The organism is Streptomyces sp. M41(2017) (genome assembly GCF_002078175.1).
Lineage (GTDB): Bacteria > Actinomycetota > Actinomycetes > Streptomycetales > Streptomycetaceae > Streptomyces.
The window spans coordinates 226,145-249,559 of the sequence record NZ_MWFK01000001.1; the positions used below are offsets into that span (position 1 = coordinate 226,145).

A 23,415-nucleotide genomic window follows, 5' to 3' on the forward strand; every position below is an offset into this window, starting at 1 on the left:
CCCCGGTGCGGAGCAGCCGGCCGCTCAGAAGTGGGTGCCGCCGTCGATGCGCACCTCGGTGCCGGTGATGAAGCGTCCGTCCTCCGAGGCGAGCATGGCCACGACTCCGGCGACCGCCTCGGGACCGGCGAAGCCCTCGCCGAGGGCGGGCGCCAGCTTGGCGAACAGGCTCCGGTCGGCGTCCGCGGGCAGTCCGGGACCGACACTCCGCCTGCTGGCGCCCGAGCCGTCGGTCATGCCCGAGGAGATGGATCCGGGCTGTACGGCGGTGAAGCGCACGCCCTGCTTGCCGTACTCGCTCGCCAGGGCGTGCGTCATGGACTGGATGCCGCCCTTGGAGGCCGCGTACGCCGCCATGTAGGGGTGGGCGAACGCCGCCGAGGTCGAGCTGAAGTTGACGACGGCGGACTCCCGTCCGGCGAGCAGGTGGGGCAGCGCCTCCCGGATCATCAGGAACGTGCCGGTCAGGTTGACGGCGATGACCTGGTGGAAGTCGGCGAGCGGCATCGTGTGGGTGTGCGCGGAGCGCAGGATGCCGGCGGCGTTGACGAGCACGTCCAGACCGCCGAGGACGCGTACGGCCTCGGCGACGGCCCCGCGGACGGACGCCTCGTCGGCGACGTCCACGACGACGGTGGTCAGCCGCCCGGCGTGGGCGCCCGCCCGCGCCGCGGTGTCGGCCAGGCCCGCGTCGCTCACGTCGGCGGCGACGACGTGCCCGCCCTCGGCCAGCATCCGCTCCACGGTGGCCTGGCCTATGCCGGAGCCGCCTCCGGTGACGAGCGCCCGGCGTCCTTCGTATCGGTTCATGGTGGTGGTCCTCCCGGTCCTCGGGCCGCCGCCGGTTCTCCCGGCACCGGCCGCGGCAGTGCGGTGATACGGCGTTACGCACTGCACAGTACGTCTACATGGCACGTTTTGCCATCACGGCGAACCGTGCCCCTCCTCGCGCCCGCGGCGTACGCTTTCCCCGTGAGCAGCCAGCCGCCCCCGGCCCCCGAACCCCCCGCCCTCTCGCTGACCGAGCGCCGCAAGGCCGCGACCCAGCTCGACATCGCCCGCGCGGCGGCGGAGCTCTTCACGGAGTTCGGTCCGGACGGCACCACGGCCGAGGACATCGCCCGCCGGGCCGGCGTGGCCCTGCGCACCTTCTACCGCTACTTCCGCAACAAGCAGGACGCCGTGGGCCCGTTGCTCGCGTCGGGCGGCGACCGCTGGCGCGCGGTGCTCGCGGCGACCGGACCGGGCACGGCACTGCCCGAGGCCCTGGAGCGGGCGACCGTCGAGGCGCTGTCCGCACCGGACGCGCGCGCGGTGGACGGACTGGACCAGACGCGGGCGCTGCTGCGCGCGGCGGTCGGCGATCCGGCGCTGCGGGCGGTCTGGTACCGGGTGAACCAGGAGTCGGAGGAACGGCTGGTCCCGGTGGTGGCGCGGCTCGCGGGCGCCGACGCGGACCCGCTGGAGGTCCGGCTGGCCGCCGCGGCGGCCACCGACGCGATCAGGATCGCGCTGGAGACCTGGGCGGCCACGGACGCGGCAGCCGACGGTCCGGGCTCCCCCGCCGAGCTGGCGGTCCGCTGCCTGCGTCATCTCCTGGGCGGGATGCGCCCGTCACTCAGTGCGGACGAGAACTGACGCCCGCCCGCGGGATCGGCCGCGCGCCCGGGCGCGAACGGGGCCGGGCGGCACGGGCGGGTGGCGCGGGGGAACGCGCCACGGTCGCCGGGAGCGGCCCCTGACGCGCTCCGGTCAGAGGGAGCGGCCCATGAGGACGTCGTCCACGTAGACCCCGTCGAGCAGGAACTCCTCGCGCAGGACGCCCTCGACGGCGAAGCCCTCGGAGGCGTAGAGCCCGCGCGCCGGGGCGTTGTGGCCGAGCACCCGCAGCGTGATGCGCCGGGCCCCCTGGCCACGGGCCTCCTCGCACACGGCCCGCAGCAGCGCCCGGCCCACCCCGGCGCCGCGCGCCTCGTCGGCGACGGCGAGTCCGAGGATCTGCCGGACGTGCGCGTTGCAGGCGAGCGGGGTCGGGAAGCCCAGCCGGATGTACCCGACGACCCGGCCGTCGAGTTCGGCGACGAGGTGGTCGCGGGGGCCGAACCGCTCGCTGTAGAACGGCTCGTAGGGCGGCTGGGGCCGCGGCATGACGGCGTGCAGCGTGGACCAGGTGTCGCGGTCGAGCCTGCCGAGCGCGTCCTCGTCGTCGAGGGTGGCGGTACGTATGTGCGGTGCGGCTGCCATGCCGATCACTGTACGGCGGCCGTACGGACGTCCGTTCCGGGATTTCCGCCGTCCTGCGGGCAGGATGGATCCATGAGCGACTCCTCCCTCCCCCCGGGTTCCCGTATCGCGATCGCCGGCGCGTCCGGCCTCATCGGCTCCCAACTCGCGCGCTCCCTGCGGGCTGACGGACACGAGGTGGTGCGGCTCGTGCGGCACGCCCCCCGTTCGCGGGACGAGGTGCGCTGGGACCCGCAGCGGCAGCGGATCGACGCGGCCGGGCTCCTCGGGTGCGCCGCCGTGGTCAACCTCGCCGGGGCCGGGGTCGCCTCGCGTCCGTGGACCGAGTCCTACAAGAAGCAGATCCGGGACAGCCGGGTGCTCGGGACGGCGACGCTCGCCGAGGCGGTGGCCTCGCTCGACGAGCCGCCGCGGGTCTTCGTGAACGGCAGCGCGATCGGCTTCTACGGCGACACGGGCAGCCGCGCGGTGGACGAGTCGGCGCCGCCCGGCGACGGGTTCCTGTCCTCGGTGTGCGTGGAGTGGGAGGAGGCGACGGCGCCCGCGCAGGAGGCCGGGGTACGCACGGTGCTGCCCCGGACCGGGCTCGTGGTGTCCCGGGCGGGCGGGGCGTGGGCGAAGCTGTTCCCGCTGTTCAAGGCGGGCCTCGGCGGCCGGCTGGGCGACGGCCGCCAGTACTGGAGCTTCATCGCCCTCCACGACGAGGTGGCCGCGATCCGGCACCTCATGGACACGGAGTCGGTGTCCGGGCCGGTGAACCTGACGGCCCCCGACCCGCTCACCAACCGGGAGATCACCGAGGCCATGGGCCGGGTCCTGCGCCGCCCGACCCTGCTGGCCACGCCCGCTCCGCTCATGCGCCTGGCCCTGGGCGAGATGTCCGGGGAGATCCTGGGCAGCCAGCGCGTGCTCCCGACCCGTCTCCTGGAGTCCGGCTTCACCTTCGCGTTCCCGTCGATCGACGGGACGCTGCGGGCCGCTCTCGACTGAGGCCGGGAACGGGCCGCTCCGGGCCGAGGCCGGGAAGGGGCCGCTCCGGGCCGAGGCCGGGAAGGGGGAGCGCGCACGCCGGGCGCGCCCCCGCCCGGCCGCTCCGCGGGCCTCCCGGCCTCCCCCGGCGGGCACATGCACCCCCCCGTGCCCCCGTGCACGGCTGCCGCGCGGCTTCCGCCCACGGCGCGGGCCTCGCACCCTCGATCCGAACTCGGGTATTCCTGACGCCTGTTGGGGGCATGACGTCCCCACCGGCCGCGCAACCTCGAGGAGGGGCACGTGCTAGAGCCCGCACGCCAAGCCGCGCACAGGGCGGCGATCGCGGAGTACGCAGCGGAAGTCGACGTCGTGGTGGTGGGAGCCGGTGTCGCCGGCCTCGCGGCCGCACGACATCTGACCGGGGCGGGGCTGAGGACCGTCGTCCTGGAGGCCGGCCCGCAGGTGGGCGGCCGGATGTCCACGGAGAAGGTCGACGGCTTCCGGCTGGACCGGCTCGGCCGGCTCCTGTCCACCTCGTACCCGGAACTGCGCCACACCCCGGGCCTGGACGGCCTGACCCTGCGGCCGTTCTCGCCCGGCGTGCTGCTGCACAGCGACGGCCGGCACCACCGGGCCGCCGCACCCGGCATTCCCCGGAGCGCAAGGGGCGCACTCAGCACCGCACGCGCCCTCGCGAGCGCCCCTCGACTGCCGCTGGCCCGCCCGGCGCGCGGCACCTCCCGGCCCGGACCGCTCGGCGGCCCCCTGGACCAGTCCCGTCTGGCGATGGCCCTCGGCCGGCTCGCCGCCACCGAGCCGGAGCGGCTCCTCGCGCGCCCCGAACTCACAGCGGCCCGTTCGCTGACGGCCCGGGGCCTGCCGCCCCGTACGGTCGACGGCTTTCTGCGCCCCCTGCTGGCCGCCCTGCTCTGCGACCCGGAGCTCGGGACGTCGAGCCGGTGCGCGGATCTCGCCCTGCACTCCTTCGCCACGGGCCGGCTGTGTCTGCCGGAGGGCGGCGCGGACGCGCTCCCGGAGCTGCTCGCGGCCGGCCTGCCGCCGGGCACCGTGCACACGAACGTGGAGGTCACCGCCATCTCCACGACCAGGGTCGCGACGCGGGACCACGGAGAGATCCGCTGCCGGTCCGTCCTGCTGGCGACGGGGGCGCGCGCGGCCGCGGACTTCCTGCCCGGGCTGCACGTCCCGGCCTTCCATCCGGTGACCGTCCTGCACCACACCATGGACGAGCCCCCGCTCACCGACCCGGCCCTCCTCCTGGACGCCGACCGGGGCGGCCCGGTGGCCCACACCGCGGTCGTCAGCCAGGTCGACCCGACGCGGGCACCGGCGGGCCGCGCCCTGGTCTCCTCGACCGTGCTCGGCACCCCGCCCGGCGCGGCCCACCTGGACGCGACGGTCCGCGCCCAACTGGCCCGCCTCTACGGGACGTCGACGTCCCGGTGGGAACTGCTGGCGGTCCATCACGAACCCGAGGCGGTCCCGGCGATGCCGCCGCCGCACGACGCGCGGCGCCCGGTACGGCTGCTGGCGGGCCTGTACGTGTGCGGCGACCACCGGGACACCAGCACCGTCCAGGGCGCGCTGCACTCCGCCCGACGGGCCGTCCACGCCCTCCTGCGGGACCTGGGCGTCCGCCGGGTCCCGTCGGCGCAGCGGCTGGAGTCCGCGGCCGCCTGACGGTCCCCGGCGCGCCCGGCGGGCACCGCCGACTTCCCGGTCTCCGGCACCCCAGGCCGGAGACCGGGGACGGGTCGACCGCCGCGGTCCCCCTGGCTCAGCCCAGCGTGGACACCTTGTCCCGGTATCCGCGCACGGGCGCCGCGTCCTTGTACGGTTCGAGCCGCTTCTCGAAGTCCCGTACGTACTCGACGGCCCGGGCCGATCGCATCTCCGCCGCCTGCCCGGCCGCCTCCGCGCCCAGCAGGCAGGCCTGGTCGAGCTCGCCGAGCCCGAGCCGGGCGGAGGCGAGCACCACCCGGCAGAACAGCCGGCTGCGGGCGTAGCCGGGCGCGCGCAGTTGCAGTGAGCGCTCGGCGTGCTGCGCGGCGGCCCTGAACTGCTGGAGGTCCCGGTGGCAGTGCCCGAACTCGTCGGCGAGCTGGGCCTCGTCGAAGAACCGGGCCCAGTGCGGGACCTCGTCACCGGACCGGGACGCCTCCAGCGCCCGTTCGGCCCGGACCAGCGAGGCCGTGCAGGCCCGCACCTCGCCGAGCACACCGTGTCCCCGCGCCTCGACGGCGTGCAGCAACGCCTGGACCAGGTGCGGTCCCGACGACCCGAGTCCCTGCTGGGCGACCCGGGCGAGCTGTACGGCCTCCCGCCCGTGTCCGAGGTAGACGGCCTGCCGGCTCATCGTGATGAGCACGTACGCCCCGTACACCCGGTCCCCCGCGGCCTGCGCGAGCCGCAGCGCCTGGACGAAGTACCGCTGGGCGAGCCCGTGCGCGCCGATGTCGTACGAGGTCCAGCCGGCGAGCCGGGTGAGGTCGGAGGCGGCGGCGAACAGGTGCCGGCCGGTCTGTTCGCCGTACGCGCCGCGCAGCATGGGCTCGGCCTCGTGCTCCAGGTAGCGCACCAGTGCCTGCCGGGCGTGGCCGCCGCCGTAGGCGTGGTCGAGGGCGCGGAAGAGTTCGCCGACCGACCGGAGGGCGGCGATGTCCCCTCCGGTGACCCGCTGGCCCGGACCGCGCTCGGTACGGGTCCGCCGGGCGGGCGGGACGCCCGGTTCCGGCGGGGCGGTGAGCCGGGGGGCCGCCGGACGCCCCTGGGGAGGCACCCGGGAGGGCTGGTCCCCGTGCGCGACGCGGTCGTCGGCGCGGCCGATCAGCCAGTCCCGGCTGGGGACGACGAGTCCGGCCGGGGTGAAGGCGATCTTGCGGAGTTCGGCGTGGCTGCCGGAGTCCTTGCGCCACAGGCCGCTGACGATGTCGACGGCCTCCTCCGGGGTGGCCGCGAACTCCAGCCCGGCGTAGACGGGTGCGCAGGCGTCGAGTCCGAGGTCCTGCGCGGTCAGGCGCCGGCCGAGGCGGCGGGTGAAGACCTCGGCGATGAGCGCGGGCGTGGTGCCGCGGGGCTGCTGCCCCCGCAGCCACCGCGTCACCGACGTCTTGTCGTATCTGAGGTCGAGTCCGTGTTCCAGACCGAGCTGGTCCACGCGACGGGCGAGACCTGCGTTGGAGAACCCCGCTTCTGCGATGAGCGCGGCGAGCTGGCGGTTGGGAGTGCGCTGCGCGGGTCGTTCCGTCATCTGCGGTGCGGTCTCCTGCCTTTCGGGTCAGCAAGCGGCCTCGGGGCGGCGTGGAGCGTGCTCGGACCGCCCCGAGGCCGCCTGGTGCCCGGATTGCCTGTGAGCAGCCCTTATGGCCTCGTGAACGGCGCGAATGTAGCGGAGCGTGAGCACGTCATCGCACACTTCGACATTCATTCATCCGATCGTGTGAGGATTGACCGTCGAGCTGACGCGTGATGGCCGGACGTACAGTGGCGTGGGCGCGCGACGGACCTGACGAAAGGTTCTTCCACGTGCCGCGCACGGGGCCACCACCGCCCCAGGAAGCTTCGAGGGAGGCGCTTGCCGTGAGTGAGTTGCGGTTCGTCCGCATGGGATTCGGTGCGGAGGCCGTCGAGTACCAGGAGGCGTGGGACGAGCAGCGCCGCGTGCACGCCGCCCGGTTCCTCGACGAGGTCCCCGACACCTGTCTGCTCCTGGAGCACCCGCCGGTCTACACGGCCGGCCGGCGCACGGCGGACAACGAGCGGCCCCTGGACGGCACGCCGGTCATCGACGTGGACCGCGGCGGCAAGATCACCTGGCACGGCCCGGGACAGCTCGTCGGCTACCCGATCCAGAAGCTCCCCCGCCCGGTGGACGTCGTGGCACACGTGCGCCGCCTGGAAGAGGCGCTCATCCGCACGTGCGCGGAGTTCGGCCTGGAGACCAGCCGGGTCGAGGGCCGCAGCGGCGTGTGGGTCCTCGGCGACGCCAAGGACCCCGCCGAACAGCTCCCGGCGCTCGGCGGACTCTCCCTGGACTTCGACCCGAGGCTCCAGGACGAGGAGTTCGACCCGCGGCTCGACGGCCCGGAGTACGCGCCCTCCAACGCCGGCCAGCGCCGCGAGGACCGCAAGATCGCCGCGATCGGCATCCGCGTCGCCAAGGGCGTCACCATGCACGGCTTCGCGCTGAACGTGAACCCGGACAACGCCTGGTTCGACCGGATCATCCCGTGCGGCATCCGCGACGCGGGCGTCGCCTCGCTGGCGGGCGAACTCGGCCGCGACGTGACCATCGCCGAGGTCCTGCCGGTGGCCGAGCGGCATCTTCGGGACGTCCTGGAGAACGCGGAGCTGCAGCCGCGGGTCGTGGAACGGACGCCGGCATAGAAACCCGTCCCCGGACGGGGCGGCCGTACGGGAATGGACCCCTGTTCCCGAAGGTTGCCCACCTCGGGGGCCGAGAACCGCACGGGCGTACCCTGGTGTACGCCGAAGAATCGAAGCTACAGGGAGCCGATGTGTCCGCAGTCGCACCCGACGGACGCAAGATGCTGCGCCTGGAGGTCCGGAACAGCCAGACCCCCATCGAGCGCAAGCCCGAGTGGATCAAGACCCGGGCGAAAATGGGCCCCGAGTACACGAAGATGCAGGCGCTCGTGAAGAGCGAGGGTCTGCACACCGTCTGCCAGGAGGCGGGCTGCCCCAACATCTACGAGTGCTGGGAAGACCGCGAGGCCACGTTCCTCATCGGCGGTGACCAGTGCACGCGGCGCTGCGACTTCTGCCAGATCGACACGGGCAAGCCCGAGGCGCTGGACCGTGACGAGCCGCGCCGTGTCGGTGAGTCCGTCGTCACCATGGACCTGAACTACGCCACCATCACCGGCGTCGCCCGCGACGACCTGGAGGACGGCGGCGCCTGGCTGTACGCCGAGACGGTCCGCCAGATCCACGCCCAGACGGCGGGCCGCGAGACCGGCCGCACCAAGGTCGAGCTGCTGGCCCCGGACTTCAACGCCGAGCCCGAGCAGCTCGCCGAGGTCTTCTCCTCGCGCCCCGAGGTCTTCGCGCACAACGTCGAGACCGTGCCGCGGATCTTCAAGCGCATCCGCCCCGGCTTCCGCTACGAGCGCTCGCTCAAGGTCATCACCGAGGCCCGTGACTACGGTCTGGTCACGAAGTCGAACCTGATCCTCGGCATGGGCGAGACCCGCGAGGAGGTCAGCGAGGCGCTCCAGCAGCTGCACGACGCGGGCTGCGAGCTCATCACGATCACGCAGTACCTGCGGCCCAGCGTGCGCCACCACCCCGTGGAACGCTGGGTCAAGCCGCACGAGTTCGTGGAGCTGAAGGAGGAGGCCGAGGAGATCGGCTTCTCCGGCGTCATGTCGGGTCCGCTGGTCCGTTCCTCGTACCGGGCCGGCCGGCTCTACCAGATGGCCGTCGAGAAGCGCGGCGCCTACGTCGCCTCCCAGGCGGTCTGATTACGCCGAACGGGAAGCGCTCGCGAGATTTTGCGAAACGACGGCGGTGGCACTGAGTGCCACCGCCTTCGTGTGAGTCCGCGCACAGCCAACTCGCCGTTCACACCGGCCCGTTCACGGCCGTCGCGGCCATCCGCGCAGTTGGCGACGCCACCGCGGAGGCGTCGGAAATACGACCCACGGCGTCAAGGTTTCATTGGTGTTTGACCGGTCGGTCACGCCCTGGTAACACCAATCAGTGACCCTTGTCCTACAGCCCGTACCGCCCCGCACGAGCCACCCATCCCGAGGGGGGACCTCCGCCATGCAGGCCGCGCCCGTTCGCGCCACCGCGATCCCGTCGTTCACCGATGCACTCCGTGCCGTCGAGTCGCTGCTGATGAGCAGTGGGCAGCGCACCGCCCGCCGCAACGCGTGGACCTCCGTCCTGGAGGACCGCCGCCGCGCGAAGGACCGGGTCGAGGCGCAGCTCGTCCTCGAATCCGTTCTGACGCGTCCCTGACCCCCGGCGTCGCGCCTCCGCGGCCCCGCTCGCCCGGTACTGCCGTCGAAGGCGCTTCCCGGGCCACGTAGACTTCCTGGCATGGCGAGGAAGGAACCCGCAGCGGACGCTGCGAACCCCGGGCGACTCAAGCAGATCGTCCAGACGTACAAGATGACCCGCAGGGCCGACAAGTTGATCGGTCTTGTACTCGCGGCTGTCGGAATTGTCACCTTCGGTGTCATCCTCGCGATCGGCTTCTTGATCGGCCACCCGGTCTATCTCGGCATCCTCGGGCTCCTGCTCGCCTTCCTCGCGACGGCGATCGTCTTCGGGCGCAGGGCCGAGCGGGCCGCCTTCGGGCAGATGGAGGGGCAGCCCGGCGCAGCGGCGGCGGTGCTCGACAACATCGGCCGGGGCTGGACCACGACTCCGGCGGTGGCGATGAACCGCAGCCAGGACGTGGTGCACCGCGCGGTCGGCAAGGCCGGCATCGTGCTGGTCGCCGAGGGCAACCCGAACCGGGTGAAGAGCCTGCTGGCCGCCGAGAAGAAGAAGATGGCGCGGATCGTCTCGGACGTTCCGGTGCACGACATCCTCGTGGGCACGGGCGAGAACACGGTGGAGCTGAAGAAGCTCCGCACGACGATGCTCAAGCTGCCGCGCGTCCTCACCGGCCCGCAGGTCACCGCGACCAACGACCGGCTGCGCGCGATGGGCGACCTCATGAGCAACATGCCGCTGCCGAAGGGCCCGATGCCCAAGGGCATGCGGATGCCGCGCGGCGGCAAGGGCCGCTGACGCACCCAGGACCAGAACGCCGATGGGGCGCCCGGAGAATCTCCGGGCGCCCCATCGGCGTTCCGCAAAGCGTGCGGGGCGTGCTGCGGGCCGCACTTCGGGATGCCGTTGTCGGCCGCGCGGCGGGGAGGCGGCCCACTCGTCGGGAGCCGCGACTGGCGGACCGACGGATCGGCACCTGCCGGCCGGTCACCGGCCGCCGGACCCACGGAGCAACCGCTCCTCGGCGGCCACGCCGGCCGGGTTCACCGAGTGGCCGGGTTCACCGAGTGGCCGCGGGCGGTCGCTCCGACCGTGCGGGTCAGGCGCGGACCTCGATCGTGCGGGCCAGCCGGTCGTGCAGGCCGCGGCCGTCGCGGTCCCAGATCAGCGCCGGGACGGCCACGCACAGCAGCGCGGTGCGCAGCAGGACGCGCAGGGGGTTCAGCCGGCCGCCGCCCTCGGGGACGACGCGCAGACCGAACAGCCGCTTGCCCGGCGTGAAGCCGACGGTACCGACCGTGAGCAGGCCGAGAACGAAGAAGACGAGGAGGGCCCAGTTGCCCGTGGCCTGGTCGTAGCCATGGGTGAGCAGCCCGTATGCGATCAGGAGGCACAGGCCCCAGTCGACGACGAGGGCGCCGAGCCGGCGCCCGGGGCGGGCGATCGAGCCCGGTCCCTGCTCCGGCAGACCGAGCTGTTCGCCGCGGTATCCGAAGTCGACACCGGCGTCCTCGGCGGCCGCGCGGGGTCCGGAGAGCCACGATCCGATTGCTTGCCTGTTGTCCACGCGTCCACGGTACTGTGCCCGTTTTGACCTGTGGACAGGAGGGGCCGTACGGACCCAGGTCGGTTAACTTGGGCGAAACAAATGGGTCACGCTTGAGAAATCCCCCGTCCCTATGGTCGGCTCCAGCGTGTGCCACCGCACTGGCCGCACGAACGAACTACCACCCCGGTCCACAGTGGGCGGGAGTAGGAGGAGCTGGATGTTCCAGAACGCCGACGAGGCCAAGAAGTTCATCGCGGACGAGGACGTCAAGTTCGTCGACGTCCGCTTCTGCGACCTGCCGGGTGTGATGCAGCACTTCACGATCCCGGCCGAGGCCTTCGACCCGGCCGAGGAGCTCGCGTTCGACGGGTCCTCCATCCGCGGCTTCCAGGCCATCCACGAGTCCGACATGGCGCTCCGCGCCGACCTGTCCACCGCGCGCGTCGACCCCTTCCGCCGCGACAAGACGGTCAACATCAACTTCTTCATCCACGACCCGATCACGGGCGAGCAGTACTCCCGTGACCCGCGCAACGTGGCCAAGAAGGCCGAGGCCTACCTCGCCTCGACCGGTATCGCCGACACGGCGTACTTCGGTCCCGAGGCCGAGTTCTACGTCTTCGACAGCGTGCGGTTCCAGACCTCCGCGAACGAGTCCTTCTACCACATCGACTCCGAGGCGGGCGCCTGGAACACCGGTGCGATCGAGGACAACCGCGGTTACAAGGTCCGCTACAAGGGCGGTTACTTCCCGACCCCGCCGGTCGACCACTTCGCCGACCTGCGCGCCGAGATCTCCCTGGAGCTGGCCAACTCCGGCCTCCAGGTCGAGCGCCAGCACCACGAGGTCGGCACCGCCGGCCAGGCGGAGATCAACTACAAGTTCAACACGCTGCTCGCCGCGGCCGACGACCTGATGCTCTTCAAGTACATCGTGAAGAACGTCGCCTGGCGCAACGGCAAGACCGCGACCTTCATGCCGAAGCCGATCTTCGGTGACAACGGCTCGGGCATGCACGTCCACCAGTCGCTGTGGACCAACGGTTCGCCGCTGTTCTACGACGAGGCGGGCTACGCGGGCCTGTCGGACACCGCCCGCTACTACATCGGCGGCATCCTCAAGCACGCCCCGTCGCTGCTGGCCTTCACCAACCCGACGGTGAACTCGTACCACCGCCTGGTCCCCGGCTTCGAGGCCCCGGTGAACCTGGTGTACTCGCAGCGCAACCGCTCCGCGGCCATGCGTATCCCGATCACGGGCTCCAACCCGAAGGCCAAGCGCGTCGAGTTCCGCGCGCCCGACTCCTCCGGCAACCCGTACCTCGCGTTCTCGGCCCTGCTGATGGCCGGCCTGGACGGCGTCAAGAACAAGATCGAGCCGGCCGAGCCGATCGACAAGGACCTGTACGAGCTGGCTCCCGAGGAGCACGCGGGCGTCGCCCAGGTGCCGACCTCGCTCCCGGCCGTCCTCGACCGCCTCGAGGCCGACCACGAGTTCCTGCTCGCCGGCGACGTCTTCACGTCCGACCTGATCGAGACGTGGATCGACTACAAGCGCACCAACGAGATCGCCCCGCTGCAGCTGCGTCCGCACCCGCACGAGTTCGAGCTCTACTTCGACGTGTAAACCCCGCCCCACCGCCACACCACCGGCCGTGTCCTTCCTCTGGAGGGGCACGGCCGTCGTGCTGCCCGGCACCGGCCGCCGGTGTCGGAGCGGCGTAAATAAGTGGCTTTTGACAGGGAAGTTCTTTGCCCACCGCGGGGGGTACCGGCACCTGTTCATGGGGGGTGCCGGGCGCACAATGGACAGCGGGGCGAGTGCCTGAGCTGCGGGGTGATGCGAGATGCAGAGCCGGTTCCGGAACGATCGGCGGCTGACCGTGCGCATGACGGTCACGCTGTTCCTGCTCGGACTGCTGTACGTGGCGTTCGTCGCCGCGCTGATCGTGCTGCTGAAGTCGTGGGTGCTGGTCGTGGTGATCGCGGCCGGGGTGCTGATCGCCCAGTACTGGTTCTCGGACCGGATCGCGCTGTACGCGATGCACGGGCGGATCGTGGAGCGCGAGGAGTATCCGCAGCTGCACGGCGTCGTCGACCGGCTGTGCGCGGTGGCCGACATGCCCAAGCCGCTGGTCGCCGTGTCGGACATCGACATGCCGAACGCGTTCGCGACCGGCCGCAACGCCGACCACGCGGTGCTCTGCGTGACCACGGGGCTGCTGCGGCGGCTGGAGCCCGACGAGCTGGAGGGCGTCCTCGCGCACGAGCTGTCGCACGTGGCGCACAAGGACGTCGCCGTGATCACCGTGGCGTCGTTCCTCGGTGTGCTGGCCGGTCTGATCGTGCGGTTCGCGTTCTACTCGCAGCTCTTCGGCGGGCGGGGCCGCAAGGACCAGAACACCGTCGCGATCTTCATGGCGGTGATGGCGGTGTCCGCGGCCGTGTACGCCCTCAGCTTCCTGCTGATCCGGGCGCTCTCCCGGTACCGCGAGCTGGCCGCCGACCGGGCCGCGGCCCTGCTCACCGGCCGCCCGTCGGCGCTCGCCTCGGCCCTGACCAAGGTCACCGGGGACATCGGCCGCATCCCCACGAAGGACCTGCGGACCGCCCAGGCCTTCAACGCCTTCTACTTCACCCCCGCGTTCGGCCGGGAGCCCGGCATCGCCAACCTCTTCTCCACCCACCCGAGCCTCGAACAACGGCTCGAACAACTGGCCCGTATCTCCGTCGAGCTGGGCGAGCCCGCGGTGCCGGACCCGATCGCCCCGACTCCCGGAGAGGCTCTCTGACCGCATGGGGTTCCTGGACATCCTGCTCGGCCGCAGCAAGCCCGTCGCTCCGGACCTCGACCGCCTCTTCGGGCTGCCGTCGGCGGCGGTGACCCTGGAGGCGGCGGCCGGTTTCACCCCGACCGGCACCGGCGCGGTGTGCTGCGCCTCCGTGGAGGGCGCGGCCTTCGCCGAGGCCCACCAGGAGGCGCAGGCCCTGCTCGACGCGGACGCCGAGCGGTCGGGACCACCGGTGGAGGTCAGCCGGGACGAGTACGGATACGCGTGGCTGGTCTCCCGCCGGGGTCCCGACGACCTCCCCGCGCTGGTGAGTGATCTGCACGCGGTCAACAGCGCTCTGGAGGGCACCGGCTTCGGACCCCAGCTGCTCTGCTCCGTGGTGACGTTCCAGGACAGCCGGCAGCGCCACCTCGGCCTCGTCTACCTGTACAAGCGCGGGACCTTCTATCCCTTCGCGCCGCTCGCCGGAGCGGGCGAGCGGCGCGACAACGCGTTGGAGCTCCAGATCAAGGCGGTGCTCGCGGACGACCTGCGGGTCGAGGAGGATCTCGGCCGCTGGTTCCCGATCTGGGGTGCGCCGGGGCTGTGACACCCCGGGCCCGCACGGCCCGTGGGCGAGGGCGGAGCTACTTGCGTTCCTGGCGACGCGACTCCAGGGGACGTTCGCGCCGGTAGCGGCGCTCCCACCTGGCCTGACGGTCACGCCGGTCGCGGTACGCGCGGTAGCTGGAGTCGGGCCGGGCACCGGAGCCCCCGGCCGCGGGGCCCGGAGCACCGGGAGCGCCCGGGGAGGACGCGGCGGACGTGCTTCCCCCGGTGCGGCCGTAGCGGACGTACAGGAAGAGGACGGCCACCGCCGCGAGCCAGAGCGTGTGGTTGGAGAAACCCATGACGACCAGGATCGCGGTCGCGGAAAAGATCAAGGTGCCCATGACGGGACTCCTTGGATGCGTGGATGAAGGGCCTTGACGGCTTTCTGGATGGTCCGGCGGGGCGCTGGGGGAGGCAGCCGTCCGTCGGTGCGTAGAGAGTAGCCCCGTGTCCGTGAACTGATGCCTGTGCGGCGGAAAGCGGTGCCGTGTCGTACGCGAACGCACCGTCGGCGCGAGGAGCCCGGACGTCGGAACACATCTGGATTTCTCCCGACTGCACCTTGTGCGATATCGCTATAAAGTCAAACGAAATCGACATAAGGGGTGCCCGTCATGAGCAATCTGTTCGTCGTCGCCTACGACGACGTGGCCACCGCCAACCAGGTGCGCGACAAGCTGTTCGAGCTGTCGAAGCAGCATCTCGTCGAGTTGGAGGACGCCGTCGTCGTCGAACGGCACGAGGACGGCCGGATCAAGCTGCATCAGGCGGTCAGTCACACGGCCGTGGGGGCGGCGGGCGGCGCCCTGTGGGGCGGTGTGATCGGGCTGCTGTTCCTGGCGCCCCTGCTGGGCGCGGCGGTGGGAGCGGCGGCCGGCGCGGCCGGCGGCGCGATCACGGACACCGGGGTCGACGACCGCTTCATGAAGGACGTGAGCCAGAACCTGCGGCCCGGCGCCGCCGCGCTGTTCGTCCTGGTGAAGCAGGCGGCCGGGGACAAGGTGATCCCCCAGATCGCCGCGTTCGGCGGCCAGTTGGTGCAGACCTCGCTGAGCCAGGAGCAGGAGGACGCGCTGCGCGACGCGGTCGCGGCGGCCCGGTCGCACTCGGCGGGCACCGCCCCGGCCCCGGCCCCGGCCCCGCCGGCGAGCACCTCGGCGGCCCCGGGAACGGCCACCGGCGGTACGTCCGCGTCCGGCGGCAGTGCCGGGCCGTCGAGGACCGGCACCGTCATGTCGGGACCCGGCACGGGGGCGACGCCTCCCAAGCCGGCGCCCCCGAAGCCCGGTCCGCCGAAGCCCACGCCTCCCGTCCCGCCCACGTCGGACGCGCCGGGCGCGACGGTCTCCTCCTGAAGCGCCGCGGGCCCCGGCTCGCCCCGCCTTCTCCGCCCGGTCCCGTCGGGGACCGGGCGGAGGCGTGTGCACCGCCGGGATCGGACGGCTCAGTCGGTCCCCAGGTCCAGCTGTCCGTCGACCACGTCGCGGGCCACCTCGGCCAGTCGCCGCTGCTGCGACCGGGCGTACGCGCGCAGGACGGCGAAGGCGTCGTCGACCGACACCTTCCGGCGGGCCGCGAGCACACCCTTGGCCTGCTCGATGACGACCCGGCTCTTCAGGGCGTGCCCGAGCTGGTCGGCGAGGGCACGGCTCTGGCGGATCTCGCGGTCGCGCGCCAGGGTGTAGCCCGCCGCGTCGGCGAACGACTGGGCGAGGGCGAGGACGTCGGCTGACAGCGGGTCGGGCCCGGTGTAGAGCAGGACCAGCGCCCCGAGGGTCAGGCCCCTGCCGGGGCCCGCGGAGAGCGGGAGGGCGACGGCCCGCCGGCAGCCGAGTTCCACGGCGCGCGGGGCGTACCGCGGCCAGGCCTCCTGGGCGGGCAGGGTGTCGAGGGCGCTGTCCGGCACGGGACGGCCGGTCCGCCGGGCGTCGTACCCGGGCCCCTCACCCCACTCCACCGCCTCCCATTCCAGGTCCACCAGGTCGGGATCCGTGCCGGCGAGCTGGACCGGCAGATGGTCGTCCGGGACGTGTATGACGGTGGCGCCGTGGCTGCCGAGGAGCCGTGGACCGAGCGCGGCGAGTGTGGCGAGCAGCCCGGACGGATCGTCGGGCTCGGTCACCCCGTGCCCAGCCAACTCGACGAAGGCGTGGGCCAGCCGCTGCTGGGACACGGACGTGCTCATGGGTTCGTACCACCTCTCGGATCTGCCGTTGCGCCACGCAGCTGAGTTCGGGTCTCAGGTTGGCAGAATCCGGACGGCTCTTCGCGCACCGGCTTGCCATTCGTCGCGCACCACGACGGCGGAGGCGATCGGAGTCCGCCGTGGGGAATGGTGCGGCCCGTACCTGCGGAGCAGTCCGCGGCCCGGTGTGGGCGACGAGCGTGCTCCTGCGGGCGCGTGGCGAACAGCGCTCGGCCCTCCGGCCGGAGCGGGCGTCGCGCGGATGCACGGGTGATGCCGACGGTCAGGCCCGCGTCCAAGGACAGCGGCTCCCGACGGCGCGTCACGCAGGCGGGGAATCACGGAAGGCGGAGAGCGCTCCGGGATCGTGCTGCCGGCTTTCGCCCCCCGCTGTCACACACCGGGGGTCGCCGGGACGACGCCCGCCGTCACCGCGGCGCCGAGTGCCGCGTGATCGGCGATGGTGCGGTCGGCGTACCGCAGCGCGAAGTGCGCGAGAGAGCGGTCGAAGGTGTCGGCGCCGCCGAGGTAGGCGGCGATGGCGATGCGGTCGCCCGAGCGGGCGTGCGCGCGGGCCAGCGCCGTGCCGCACAGTCCGGCGTATCCGCGCAGCTCACCGGGGTCCATGCCGGCGATGTCCGCGGAGCCCTTCATGTCGCGCAGCTGGCGCCAGTAGAACGCCCGCCCCTCGGGTCCGGTCGTCCAGCCGAGGAAGATGTCGCCGGCGGCCTGCATCAGCCGCTGCCCGGCGACGACGCGGCGCCCGGGGTGGAGGTACGGGCCGGTCGGCAGATGCTCTTCCAGTACGGAGCGTCCGGCCTGCTTGATCTGCAGGAACAGCGGGTCGTCGGCGTCGCGGCCGGCGAGCAGCACGATGAAGCAGCGGGTGCCGACACTGCCCACGCCGACCACCTTGCGGGCGGCGTCCACGAAGCGGTACCGGTCGAGGAGGAGGCGGCGCTCCTCGGTGAGCGTGGACCGGTAGTCGCTGAAGATCTTGCGGAGCGTGGCCAGGTCGAGGGTGCCGGCCGGTTCCAGCAGGGGCGGGTCGTGGACGATGCGGGGGCGTCCGTCGACGGTCTCGGTGAGTTTGCCGAGGGCGTGCAGGCTGGTGCGGCGGCGGGCCCGGGTGAGGGTGGCCTCGGCGCGCCGGCGTCGGCGTCCGGAGCGGACCAGCGGCAGCAGCAGGTCGGCGTCGATGTGCTGGTACCAGACGGTCAGTTCGCCCTGCCGGGCGAGCCGCCGCATCGTCTCGCGGTAGTGCCCTGCGGCGGCCCGTGCCGCGGCGAAGACGTGCTCCTCCTTGTGCCCGTTCTCGCGGGCGGCGACGGCGACGCTGGCCGCGAGCCGCTTGACGTCCCACTCGAAGGGGCCGGGGAACGTCTCGTCGAAGTCGTTGAGGTCGAAGAGCAGCGAGCGTTCCGGGGAGGCGTAGAGGCCGAAGTTCAGCAGGTGGGCGTCGCCGCACAGTTGGACGGTGAGCGCGGTGTGCGGCTGGGCGGCCAGGTCGGCGGCCATGACGGCGGCGGCTCCGCGCAGGAACGCGAACGGTGACGCGGCCATCCGCCCGTACCGGATGGGGAGCAGTTCCTGGAGCCGGTCCCTGCCCTGCCGTTGCAGGACGCCGACGGGATCGGGGCGGTCGGCGGCGGGGATCCAGCTGCCGTGCGCGGAGCGGGAGACGCGCTTGCGGGCCGCCCGTCCGCGCGCGGCCCGGTCGGCCGAGGTGGCCGTGACACCGTCGCGGAGCACGGCCGTCAGTGCCGCACGGCGCGGGCGACGGTGGCGTCCACGTCACCGGTGAGAGCGCGGTTGCTGCGCACGGTCGCGTCCTTGGACCCGTTCGCCGCGACGTCGTCGACGGTCACGACGGTGGTGTCGAGGAGGTTGCCGCTGGTGTCGCGGAAGTCGACCTGGACGACGTAGGACCGTGCCGAGGAGGTCGGGTTGGACGCGGTCACCTTCACGGTGGCGCGACCGTCCGAGTCGGGGCTCACGGAGCCGTCGGTCCTCACCTCGTCCTTGGCGTCCGCGCCGTTCTTGAACTCGTCGAACTTCCGGCCGGCCTCGGCGGTCGCGGAGGCGAGCGAGTCACCGGCCCGGGTGGCGGCGGACGCGGCCCGGGACGCCGCGGAAGCGGCCTTGGAGGCCGCGTCGGAGGGGCTGCTGTCGTCGGAGCAGGCGGTCAGCGACGCGGCCAGCGACACCACCGCGGCCACGGCCAGGATCAGCCGGACCGGTCCTCGTGCGCCGTTGCTCTGCATCGCGTCTCCTGTTGTGGTCCTGGCTCTCCTCCGGGCTCCGCTCCTGGCGGTGGCCCCAGTCAAGGCCGCGGGCGGGACGACCGCATGCCCGGGTGGGACGAACGGGTGAGCCGCGTCCCGTACCGGGCGGCCGTCCGGGAGGATGAACGCCACGAGGGCCAGGGGTCGGGAACGGAGGCGGCGTGACGGGGAAACCACGGCACATCGGGGTGGCGGAGCGGCGGGCACGGCTGGGGCTGCGGCATCGGCTCGCGCCGTCCGCGCGGGCGGCGCGGCCCGAGGAGGTCGCGGACGCGCTGGTCGCGCTGCACGGGACCGATCCGTCGACGGTGTACCTGGCCGTCGGCGCGCGGCTCGTGGACGCCGGGGTGACGGTCGCCGAGGTCGACCGGGCGCTGTACGAGGACCGGTCGCTCGTCCGGATGCACGGCATGCGGCACACGGTGTTCGTGTTCCCCACCGCTCTCGCGGCCGTGGTGCACGCCTCGACCGGGCTGGACATCGCGGTGAAGGCGCGGGCCGGGCTCGTCAAGGACATGGCCACCGGCAGCGACGGGCGGCTGACCGAGGAGTGGCTCACCCTGGTCGAGGAGTCGGCGCTCGCGGCGCTGGCCCGCCGCGGCCAGGCCACGGTGAACGAACTCACCCGGGACGAGCCGCGGTTGAAGGAGCAGTTCGTCTACGGAGCCGGCAAGAGCTACGAGACTCCGCAGACCGTGTCGTCCCGGCTGATGCGGGTGCTGGGCGTCGAGGGCCGGGTGGTGCGGGGGCGTCCGCTGGGTTCCTGGACGTCGAGCCAGTTCCGCTGGGCGGTGGCGCCGCCGCACCCCGAACTCCCGCCCGCCGAGGCCAGATCCGAGCTGCTGGGCCGCTGGCTCACCGCGTGCGGGCCCGCCACGGAGGCCGACCTGAAGTGGTGGACGGGCTGGAAGGTCACGGACGTACGGCGGACGCTGGCCGCGATCGGGGCGGTCGCCGTCTCGCTCGACGACGGGGTCACCGCCTATGTGGCGGCCGGGGACGAGGAGCCGGTCGAGGGGCCCGCCGAACCGTGGGCCGCGCTGCTGCCCGGCCTCGACCCGACGCCGATGAGCCGCCAGGAGCGCGACTGGTATCTCGACCCGTCCCTGCGGGCCGCCCTGTTCGACGGCAGCGGCAACGTCGGGCCGACGGTGTGGTGGGACGGCCGGGTGGTCGGCGGCTGGGCACAGCGACCCGACGGCGAGATCGTCTGGCGGCTGCTCGCGCCGAAAGGCGTGGGCCGCGAGGCCCTGACCGCGATCACCGCGGAGGCCGAACGGCTCCGACGATGGGTAGGCGCGACCCGCGTCACCCCGCGCTTCCGGACGCCCCTGGAGAAGGAGTTGGCGGCGGGCTGAGGAGCGGGGCGGCACCACCGGGCGGCCCCCGCACCGGGGACCGGTGCCGGACCAAACCGGTGCGGGCCGACCGGTGCCGGGCGCCCTCGTCGTGCGACGGGGGCGCCCGGCGGTCCTTGCACGGCGTGCCCGGCCCCTCAGCGGGTGGGACCCGTCAGCGCGCGTACCTCATCAGCGCGCGGACCATGTGGCACGTGGTGTCCGACGGCGGGTGGACACCGATGAGCCGGGCGGCGCCGTGGATCGTCTCGTTGCGTGCCTGGTTCGGCACGTACACACCGGAGTCGAGCAGGGCGATGGCCAGGCGCATCGCCTTGAGCCGGCGGTTGTGCGTGACGTACCAGTCGCGGGGGCGGCCCGGCGGGAGCGGGCGCTTCTCCACGGGCTCGTATGGCAGGTCCAGCTGGACGGGCCTCTTCGCGGTGGACTGGGTGGGCAACGGCTTCAGTGCGGCAGCGGGCACGAGCATCCTCCTGTCGCGTCAGGACCCCGTCGGACCGCCCGGCGGGATCCTCGAACACTGCTACCAGTCTACTGCGCCGCACTGACAATCAGGGAGCCCGGACGGACACTAAAGCACCAGGTGAGAAAGGGAATTGACGCCGATCCACCTCCGATCCGGGAGTGACGTGTGAGGTGGCAGAAAATCGAACACCGGGTAGCGTGTGTCGTATGGAGATCTGGATCAACCCGGCCTGTTCGAAGTGCCGCGGCGCCGTCGCCCTGCTCGACGCGGAAGGCGCCGACTACACCGTCCGCCGCTACCTGGAGGACGTGCCGGGCGAGGACGAGATCCGCGACGTGCTCGCCCGTCTCGGACTCGAGCCGTGGGACATCACGCGGACCCAGGAGGCCGCGGCCAAGGAGCTGGGACTCGATGGGTGGGCGCGGGACGCCGGTTCGCGGGACCGGTGGATCACCGCGCTCCGTGAGCATCCGGAGCTGATCCAGCGGCCGATCATCACGGCGGACGACGGGACGGCCGTGGTGGCCCGCACGGACGAGGCGGTACGGGAGGCGCTGTCCCGGCGACAGCCATGAGCGGACCGGAGGCGACCGTCGCGTGCGGACCGGAGGCGACCGTCGCGGCGGACCGGAGGCGACCGCCGTGAGCGAACCCGAGGCGAACCGCCCAACGGAGCGATGTCGAGCCGGTGTTCGACCCCTGTCGCCCGACACCTCTCCCAACTCCCCTGTGATCCACGTTACTTACGAGGCTGCTGTCACCGTTGAGCAACTCCGTTCGGTATCCCGTACATAGCGGCGTAACGCTCCCCCCGCACTGGAGGCGCGCATGTCGCGTAGGAGAACGCTCGGCACCAAGAAGAAGATCGCTCTGCTGACCGGCGCGGCGCTCGTGGCCGGGGGCGGGGCGTTCGCCCTCGCCGCCACCTCGAACGCCGCGTCGGTGCAGAACGCGCAGACCTCGACGGTCTGCAAGGGTCTCGCCACCGCGCTCGGCAACAACCAGAAGTTCATCGCGGACCAGCGGGCCGCCCCCGACGCGCAGTCGGAGGCCAGGATCGCCAACCGCGAGGCCGTCATCGCGCAGATCAAGGTTCAGCAGGAAGCGTCCGGCTGTGAGGTCGGGGAGTCGGCTCAGGACTCCCAGACCGCACCGCAGCCGGGCGGGTCCGCGCCGGCCGAGGCCGCGCCCGCCCCCTCCGCTCCGGCGCAGGCGGACCCGGCGCAGACCGCGCCCGCGGACGACGCGGGAGCGGGCGCCGCCACCGGGCAGCAGGTCTGCACCGGTTCGACGGTCACGCTCTCCGGCGAGGGCGGCGCACCGGCCGCGTCCAGCAACCAGTTCCCGGCAGGGACGAAGCTGAAGGTCACCAACCTGGACAACAACAAGTCCACGACCGTGGAGGTCACCTCGGTCTCCGGAAGCTGTGTGCTGCTGAACAACGCGGCCTTCGAACAGGTCAGGGAACCCGGCAAGTTCCTGATCCGCAAGGCCCGCATCGAGAAGGTGGGCTAGCAGCCGCCCGGGTGGCGGACGCAACGGATCGAGGCCCTGTTCCCGCCGGTTCCTCCGGACCGGCGGGAACAGGGCCTTCGCACGCTCGGGCAACCGGGGCGCAACCGCATCACATCGCCCGTCTCGACTTCACGCCCATCGCATACGAGCCGGCCGTGGACCGGGGCGCGCCGGACCGGGCCCGGCGGCGGGCCGGCGGATCACGGTCGCGAACGCCGTCGCGCGGACACGGGCGGTGGGGCGGCCCGCGTGAGACGGGGCACACACAGGCCGGGTAACACGGGGTTCACCTTCGGGCAACGACCGGGAAATCGCCGGTTGGCAGGCTGCCGGGCATCCCAGCGGCGTCCCGGTGCCGCAGCGCCGCAGCACCCGCAAGTGCGCCTCAAGACACACCCCGAAGGATGTGGCCCGTGACCTTCAAGGCTGAGTACATCTGGATCGACGGCACCGAGCCGACGGCCAAGCTCCGTTCCAAGACGAAGATCCTGGGCGACGACGCCAAGGGCGCGGAGCTGCCGATCTGGGGCTTCGACGGTTCCTCCACGAACCAGGCCGAGGGCCACGCCTCCGACCGCGTACTCAAGCCGGTGGCCACCTACCCGGACCCGATCCGCGGCGGCGACGACGTCCTCGTCATGTGCGAGGTCCTGAACATCGACATGACGCCGCACGAGTCCAACACCCGTGCCGCGCTCACCGAGGTCTCCGAGAAGTTCGCCGCCCAGGAGTCGATCTTCGGCATCGAGCAGGAGTACACGTTCTTCAAGGGCACGCGCCCGCTCGGCTTCCCCGAGGGCGGCTTCCCGGCCGCGCAGGGCGGCTACTACTGCGGCGTCGGCTCGGACGAGATCTTCGGCCGTGACGTCGTCGAGGCGCACCTGGAGAACTGTCTGAAGGCGGGTCTCGGCATCTCCGGCATCAACGCCGAGGTCATGCCCGGCCAGTGGGAGTTCCAGGTCGGCCCGCTGGCGCCGCTGGAGGTCTCGGACCAGCTGTGGGTGGCCCGTTGGCTGCTGTACCGCACCGCCGAGGACTTCGGTGTCTCCGCGACGCTCGACCCGAAGCCGGTGAAGGGCGACTGGAACGGCGCGGGCGCGCACACCAACTTCTCCACGAAGGCGATGCGCGAGGGCTACGACGCGATCATCACCGCGTGCGAGTCGCTGGGCGAGGGCTCGAAGCCCATGGACCACGTCAAGAACTACGGCGCCGGCATCGACGACCGCCTGACGGGCCTGCACGAGACCGCCCCGTGGAACGAGTACTCCTACGGTGTCTCCAACCGCGGCGCCTCGGTCCGCATCCCGTGGCAGGTCGAGAAGGACGGCAAGGGCTACATCGAGGACCGCCGCCCCAACGCCAACGTCGACCCGTACGTCGTGACGCGCCTGATCGTCGACACCTGCTGCAGCGCCCTGGAGAAGGCCGGACAGGTCTGATCCACCGCACACCCGTGAGGGGCGCCCG

General features: G+C 72.6%; 24 protein-coding genes. 15 read left to right on the forward strand and 9 right to left on the reverse strand.

Features of this window, described 5'->3' with window-relative positions; all coding sequences use genetic code 11:
* Positions 1–24 precede the first annotated feature (24 nt).
* The gene (locus B0675_RS00995) at positions 25–810 is read right to left on the reverse strand and encodes an SDR family NAD(P)-dependent oxidoreductase (protein WP_081216834.1); all 786 of its coding nucleotides are present in this window, start codon (positions 808–810) and stop codon (positions 25–27) included.
* 162 nt (positions 811–972) lie between these two features.
* On the opposite strand from B0675_RS00995, the gene B0675_RS01000 reads away from it, so the two are divergent.
* Entirely contained in the window at positions 973–1,638 is a 666-nt protein-coding gene (locus B0675_RS01000) for a TetR family transcriptional regulator (protein WP_081221512.1), read from the forward strand.
* 114 nt (positions 1,639–1,752) lie between these two features.
* On the opposite strand, the gene B0675_RS01005 is transcribed toward B0675_RS01000, so the two are convergent.
* On the reverse strand, positions 1,753–2,244 hold the full coding sequence (locus B0675_RS01005; RefSeq protein WP_081221513.1) for a GNAT family N-acetyltransferase: 492 nt from the start codon (positions 2,242–2,244) through the stop codon (positions 1,753–1,755).
* A 72-nt stretch (positions 2,245–2,316) separates the two neighbouring features.
* Between B0675_RS01005 and B0675_RS01010 the strand changes: the two genes are divergently transcribed.
* Together B0675_RS01010 and B0675_RS01015 are read left to right on the forward strand one after the other, a co-directional pair.
* Entirely contained in the window at positions 2,317–3,234 is a 918-nt protein-coding gene (locus B0675_RS01010) for a TIGR01777 family oxidoreductase (protein ID WP_081216835.1), read from the forward strand.
* Positions 3,235–3,555: 321 nt separating this feature from the next.
* Complete coding sequence (locus B0675_RS01015) at positions 3,556–4,917, forward strand: NAD(P)/FAD-dependent oxidoreductase (protein ID WP_081221514.1); 1,362 nt, start codon at positions 3,556–3,558, stop codon at positions 4,915–4,917.
* A 97-nt stretch (positions 4,918–5,014) separates the two neighbouring features.
* Here the strand turns inward: B0675_RS01015 and B0675_RS01020 are convergent, their stop codons facing one another.
* Positions 5,015–6,487 (reverse strand): regulator, encoded by a 1,473-nt coding sequence (locus B0675_RS01020; protein WP_081216836.1) that lies wholly within the window; start codon positions 6,485–6,487, stop codon positions 5,015–5,017.
* A gap of 329 nt (positions 6,488–6,816) precedes the next feature.
* On the opposite strand from B0675_RS01020, the gene lipB reads away from it, so the two are divergent.
* The 4 genes from lipB (at position 6,817) to B0675_RS01040 (ending at position 10,002) form a co-directional block, all read left to right on the forward strand.
* Positions 6,817–7,623, forward strand: coding sequence for a lipoyl(octanoyl) transferase LipB (gene lipB, locus B0675_RS01025; RefSeq protein ID WP_081216837.1), 807 nt, complete (start codon positions 6,817–6,819; stop codon positions 7,621–7,623).
* A 131-nt stretch (positions 7,624–7,754) separates the two neighbouring features.
* The gene (gene lipA / locus B0675_RS01030) at positions 7,755–8,720 is read left to right on the forward strand and encodes a lipoyl synthase (protein WP_081216838.1); all 966 of its coding nucleotides are present in this window, start codon (positions 7,755–7,757) and stop codon (positions 8,718–8,720) included.
* A 304-nt stretch (positions 8,721–9,024) separates the two neighbouring features.
* A complete protein-coding gene (locus B0675_RS01035; RefSeq protein WP_081216839.1) occupies positions 9,025–9,222 on the forward strand; it encodes a hypothetical protein in 198 nt (65 codons plus the stop codon).
* 81 nt (positions 9,223–9,303) lie between these two features.
* Positions 9,304–10,002 carry a DUF4191 domain-containing protein gene (locus B0675_RS01040; protein ID WP_081216840.1) on the forward strand — a complete coding sequence of 233 codons (699 nt, stop codon included), beginning with the start codon at positions 9,304–9,306 and terminating at the stop codon, positions 10,000–10,002.
* A 301-nt stretch (positions 10,003–10,303) separates the two neighbouring features.
* Here the strand turns inward: B0675_RS01040 and B0675_RS01045 are convergent, their stop codons facing one another.
* Positions 10,304–10,771: an RDD family protein gene (locus B0675_RS01045; RefSeq protein WP_081216841.1), complete on the reverse strand. Its 468-nt coding sequence runs from the start codon at positions 10,769–10,771 to the stop codon at positions 10,304–10,306.
* Between the two features lie 199 nt (positions 10,772–10,970).
* Here B0675_RS01045 and glnA point away from each other — a divergent pair, with 199 nt between their 5' ends.
* The 3 genes from glnA to B0675_RS01060 all read left to right on the forward strand — a co-directional run bounded on the left by glnA (position 10,971) and on the right by B0675_RS01060 (position 14,134).
* Positions 10,971–12,380 (forward strand): type I glutamate--ammonia ligase, encoded by a 1,410-nt coding sequence (gene glnA, locus B0675_RS01050; RefSeq protein WP_081216842.1) that lies wholly within the window; start codon positions 10,971–10,973, stop codon positions 12,378–12,380.
* A gap of 220 nt (positions 12,381–12,600) precedes the next feature.
* A complete protein-coding gene (htpX, locus tag B0675_RS01055; protein WP_081216843.1) occupies positions 12,601–13,545 on the forward strand; it encodes a zinc metalloprotease HtpX in 945 nt (314 codons plus the stop codon).
* A 4-nt stretch (positions 13,546–13,549) separates the two neighbouring features.
* Positions 13,550–14,134 (forward strand): hypothetical protein, encoded by a 585-nt coding sequence (locus B0675_RS01060; RefSeq protein WP_081216844.1) that lies wholly within the window; start codon positions 13,550–13,552, stop codon positions 14,132–14,134.
* Between the two features lie 37 nt (positions 14,135–14,171).
* Here B0675_RS01060 and B0675_RS01065 read toward each other — a convergent pair whose 3' ends face one another.
* Positions 14,172–14,477, reverse strand: coding sequence for a hypothetical protein (locus B0675_RS01065; protein WP_081216845.1), 306 nt, complete (start codon positions 14,475–14,477; stop codon positions 14,172–14,174).
* Between the two features lie 273 nt (positions 14,478–14,750).
* Here B0675_RS01065 and B0675_RS01070 point away from each other — a divergent pair, with 273 nt between their 5' ends.
* Positions 14,751–15,491 carry a DUF1269 domain-containing protein gene (locus B0675_RS01070; RefSeq protein WP_241539661.1) on the forward strand — a complete coding sequence of 247 codons (741 nt, stop codon included), beginning with the start codon at positions 14,751–14,753 and terminating at the stop codon, positions 15,489–15,491.
* A gap of 89 nt (positions 15,492–15,580) precedes the next feature.
* Here B0675_RS01070 and B0675_RS01075 read toward each other — a convergent pair whose 3' ends face one another.
* From B0675_RS01075 to B0675_RS01085, 3 genes are all read right to left on the reverse strand, one after another.
* The gene (locus tag B0675_RS01075; RefSeq protein ID WP_081216846.1) at positions 15,581–16,321 is read right to left on the reverse strand and encodes a GAF and ANTAR domain-containing protein; all 741 of its coding nucleotides are present in this window, start codon (positions 16,319–16,321) and stop codon (positions 15,581–15,583) included.
* 393 nt (positions 16,322–16,714) lie between these two features.
* Positions 16,715–18,073, reverse strand: coding sequence for a DUF2252 domain-containing protein (locus tag B0675_RS01080; protein WP_081216847.1), 1,359 nt, complete (start codon positions 18,071–18,073; stop codon positions 16,715–16,717).
* 5 nt (positions 18,074–18,078) lie between these two features.
* Entirely contained in the window at positions 18,079–18,585 is a 507-nt protein-coding gene (locus B0675_RS01085) for a hypothetical protein (RefSeq protein WP_241539662.1), read from the reverse strand.
* 182 nt (positions 18,586–18,767) lie between these two features.
* Between B0675_RS01085 and B0675_RS01090 the strand changes: the two genes are divergently transcribed.
* Positions 18,768–19,964, forward strand: a complete 1,197-nt coding sequence (locus B0675_RS01090) for a winged helix DNA-binding domain-containing protein (protein ID WP_081216848.1) — start codon at positions 18,768–18,770, stop codon at positions 19,962–19,964.
* A 154-nt stretch (positions 19,965–20,118) separates the two neighbouring features.
* Here B0675_RS01090 and B0675_RS01095 read toward each other — a convergent pair whose 3' ends face one another.
* Positions 20,119–20,427 carry a hypothetical protein gene (locus B0675_RS01095; RefSeq protein WP_081221516.1) on the reverse strand — a complete coding sequence of 103 codons (309 nt, stop codon included), beginning with the start codon at positions 20,425–20,427 and terminating at the stop codon, positions 20,119–20,121.
* A 209-nt stretch (positions 20,428–20,636) separates the two neighbouring features.
* On the opposite strand from B0675_RS01095, the gene B0675_RS01100 reads away from it, so the two are divergent.
* The 3 genes from B0675_RS01100 (at position 20,637) to glnII (ending at position 23,387) form a co-directional block, all read left to right on the forward strand.
* Complete coding sequence (locus B0675_RS01100; RefSeq protein ID WP_081216849.1) at positions 20,637–21,005, forward strand: arsenate reductase family protein; 369 nt, start codon at positions 20,637–20,639, stop codon at positions 21,003–21,005.
* 253 nt (positions 21,006–21,258) lie between these two features.
* Entirely contained in the window at positions 21,259–21,945 is a 687-nt protein-coding gene (locus B0675_RS01105) for a hypothetical protein (protein WP_081216850.1), read from the forward strand.
* A 413-nt stretch (positions 21,946–22,358) separates the two neighbouring features.
* Positions 22,359–23,387 (forward strand): glutamine synthetase, encoded by a 1,029-nt coding sequence (gene glnII / locus B0675_RS01110; protein WP_081216851.1) that lies wholly within the window; start codon positions 22,359–22,361, stop codon positions 23,385–23,387.
* Positions 23,388–23,415 lie beyond the last annotated feature (28 nt).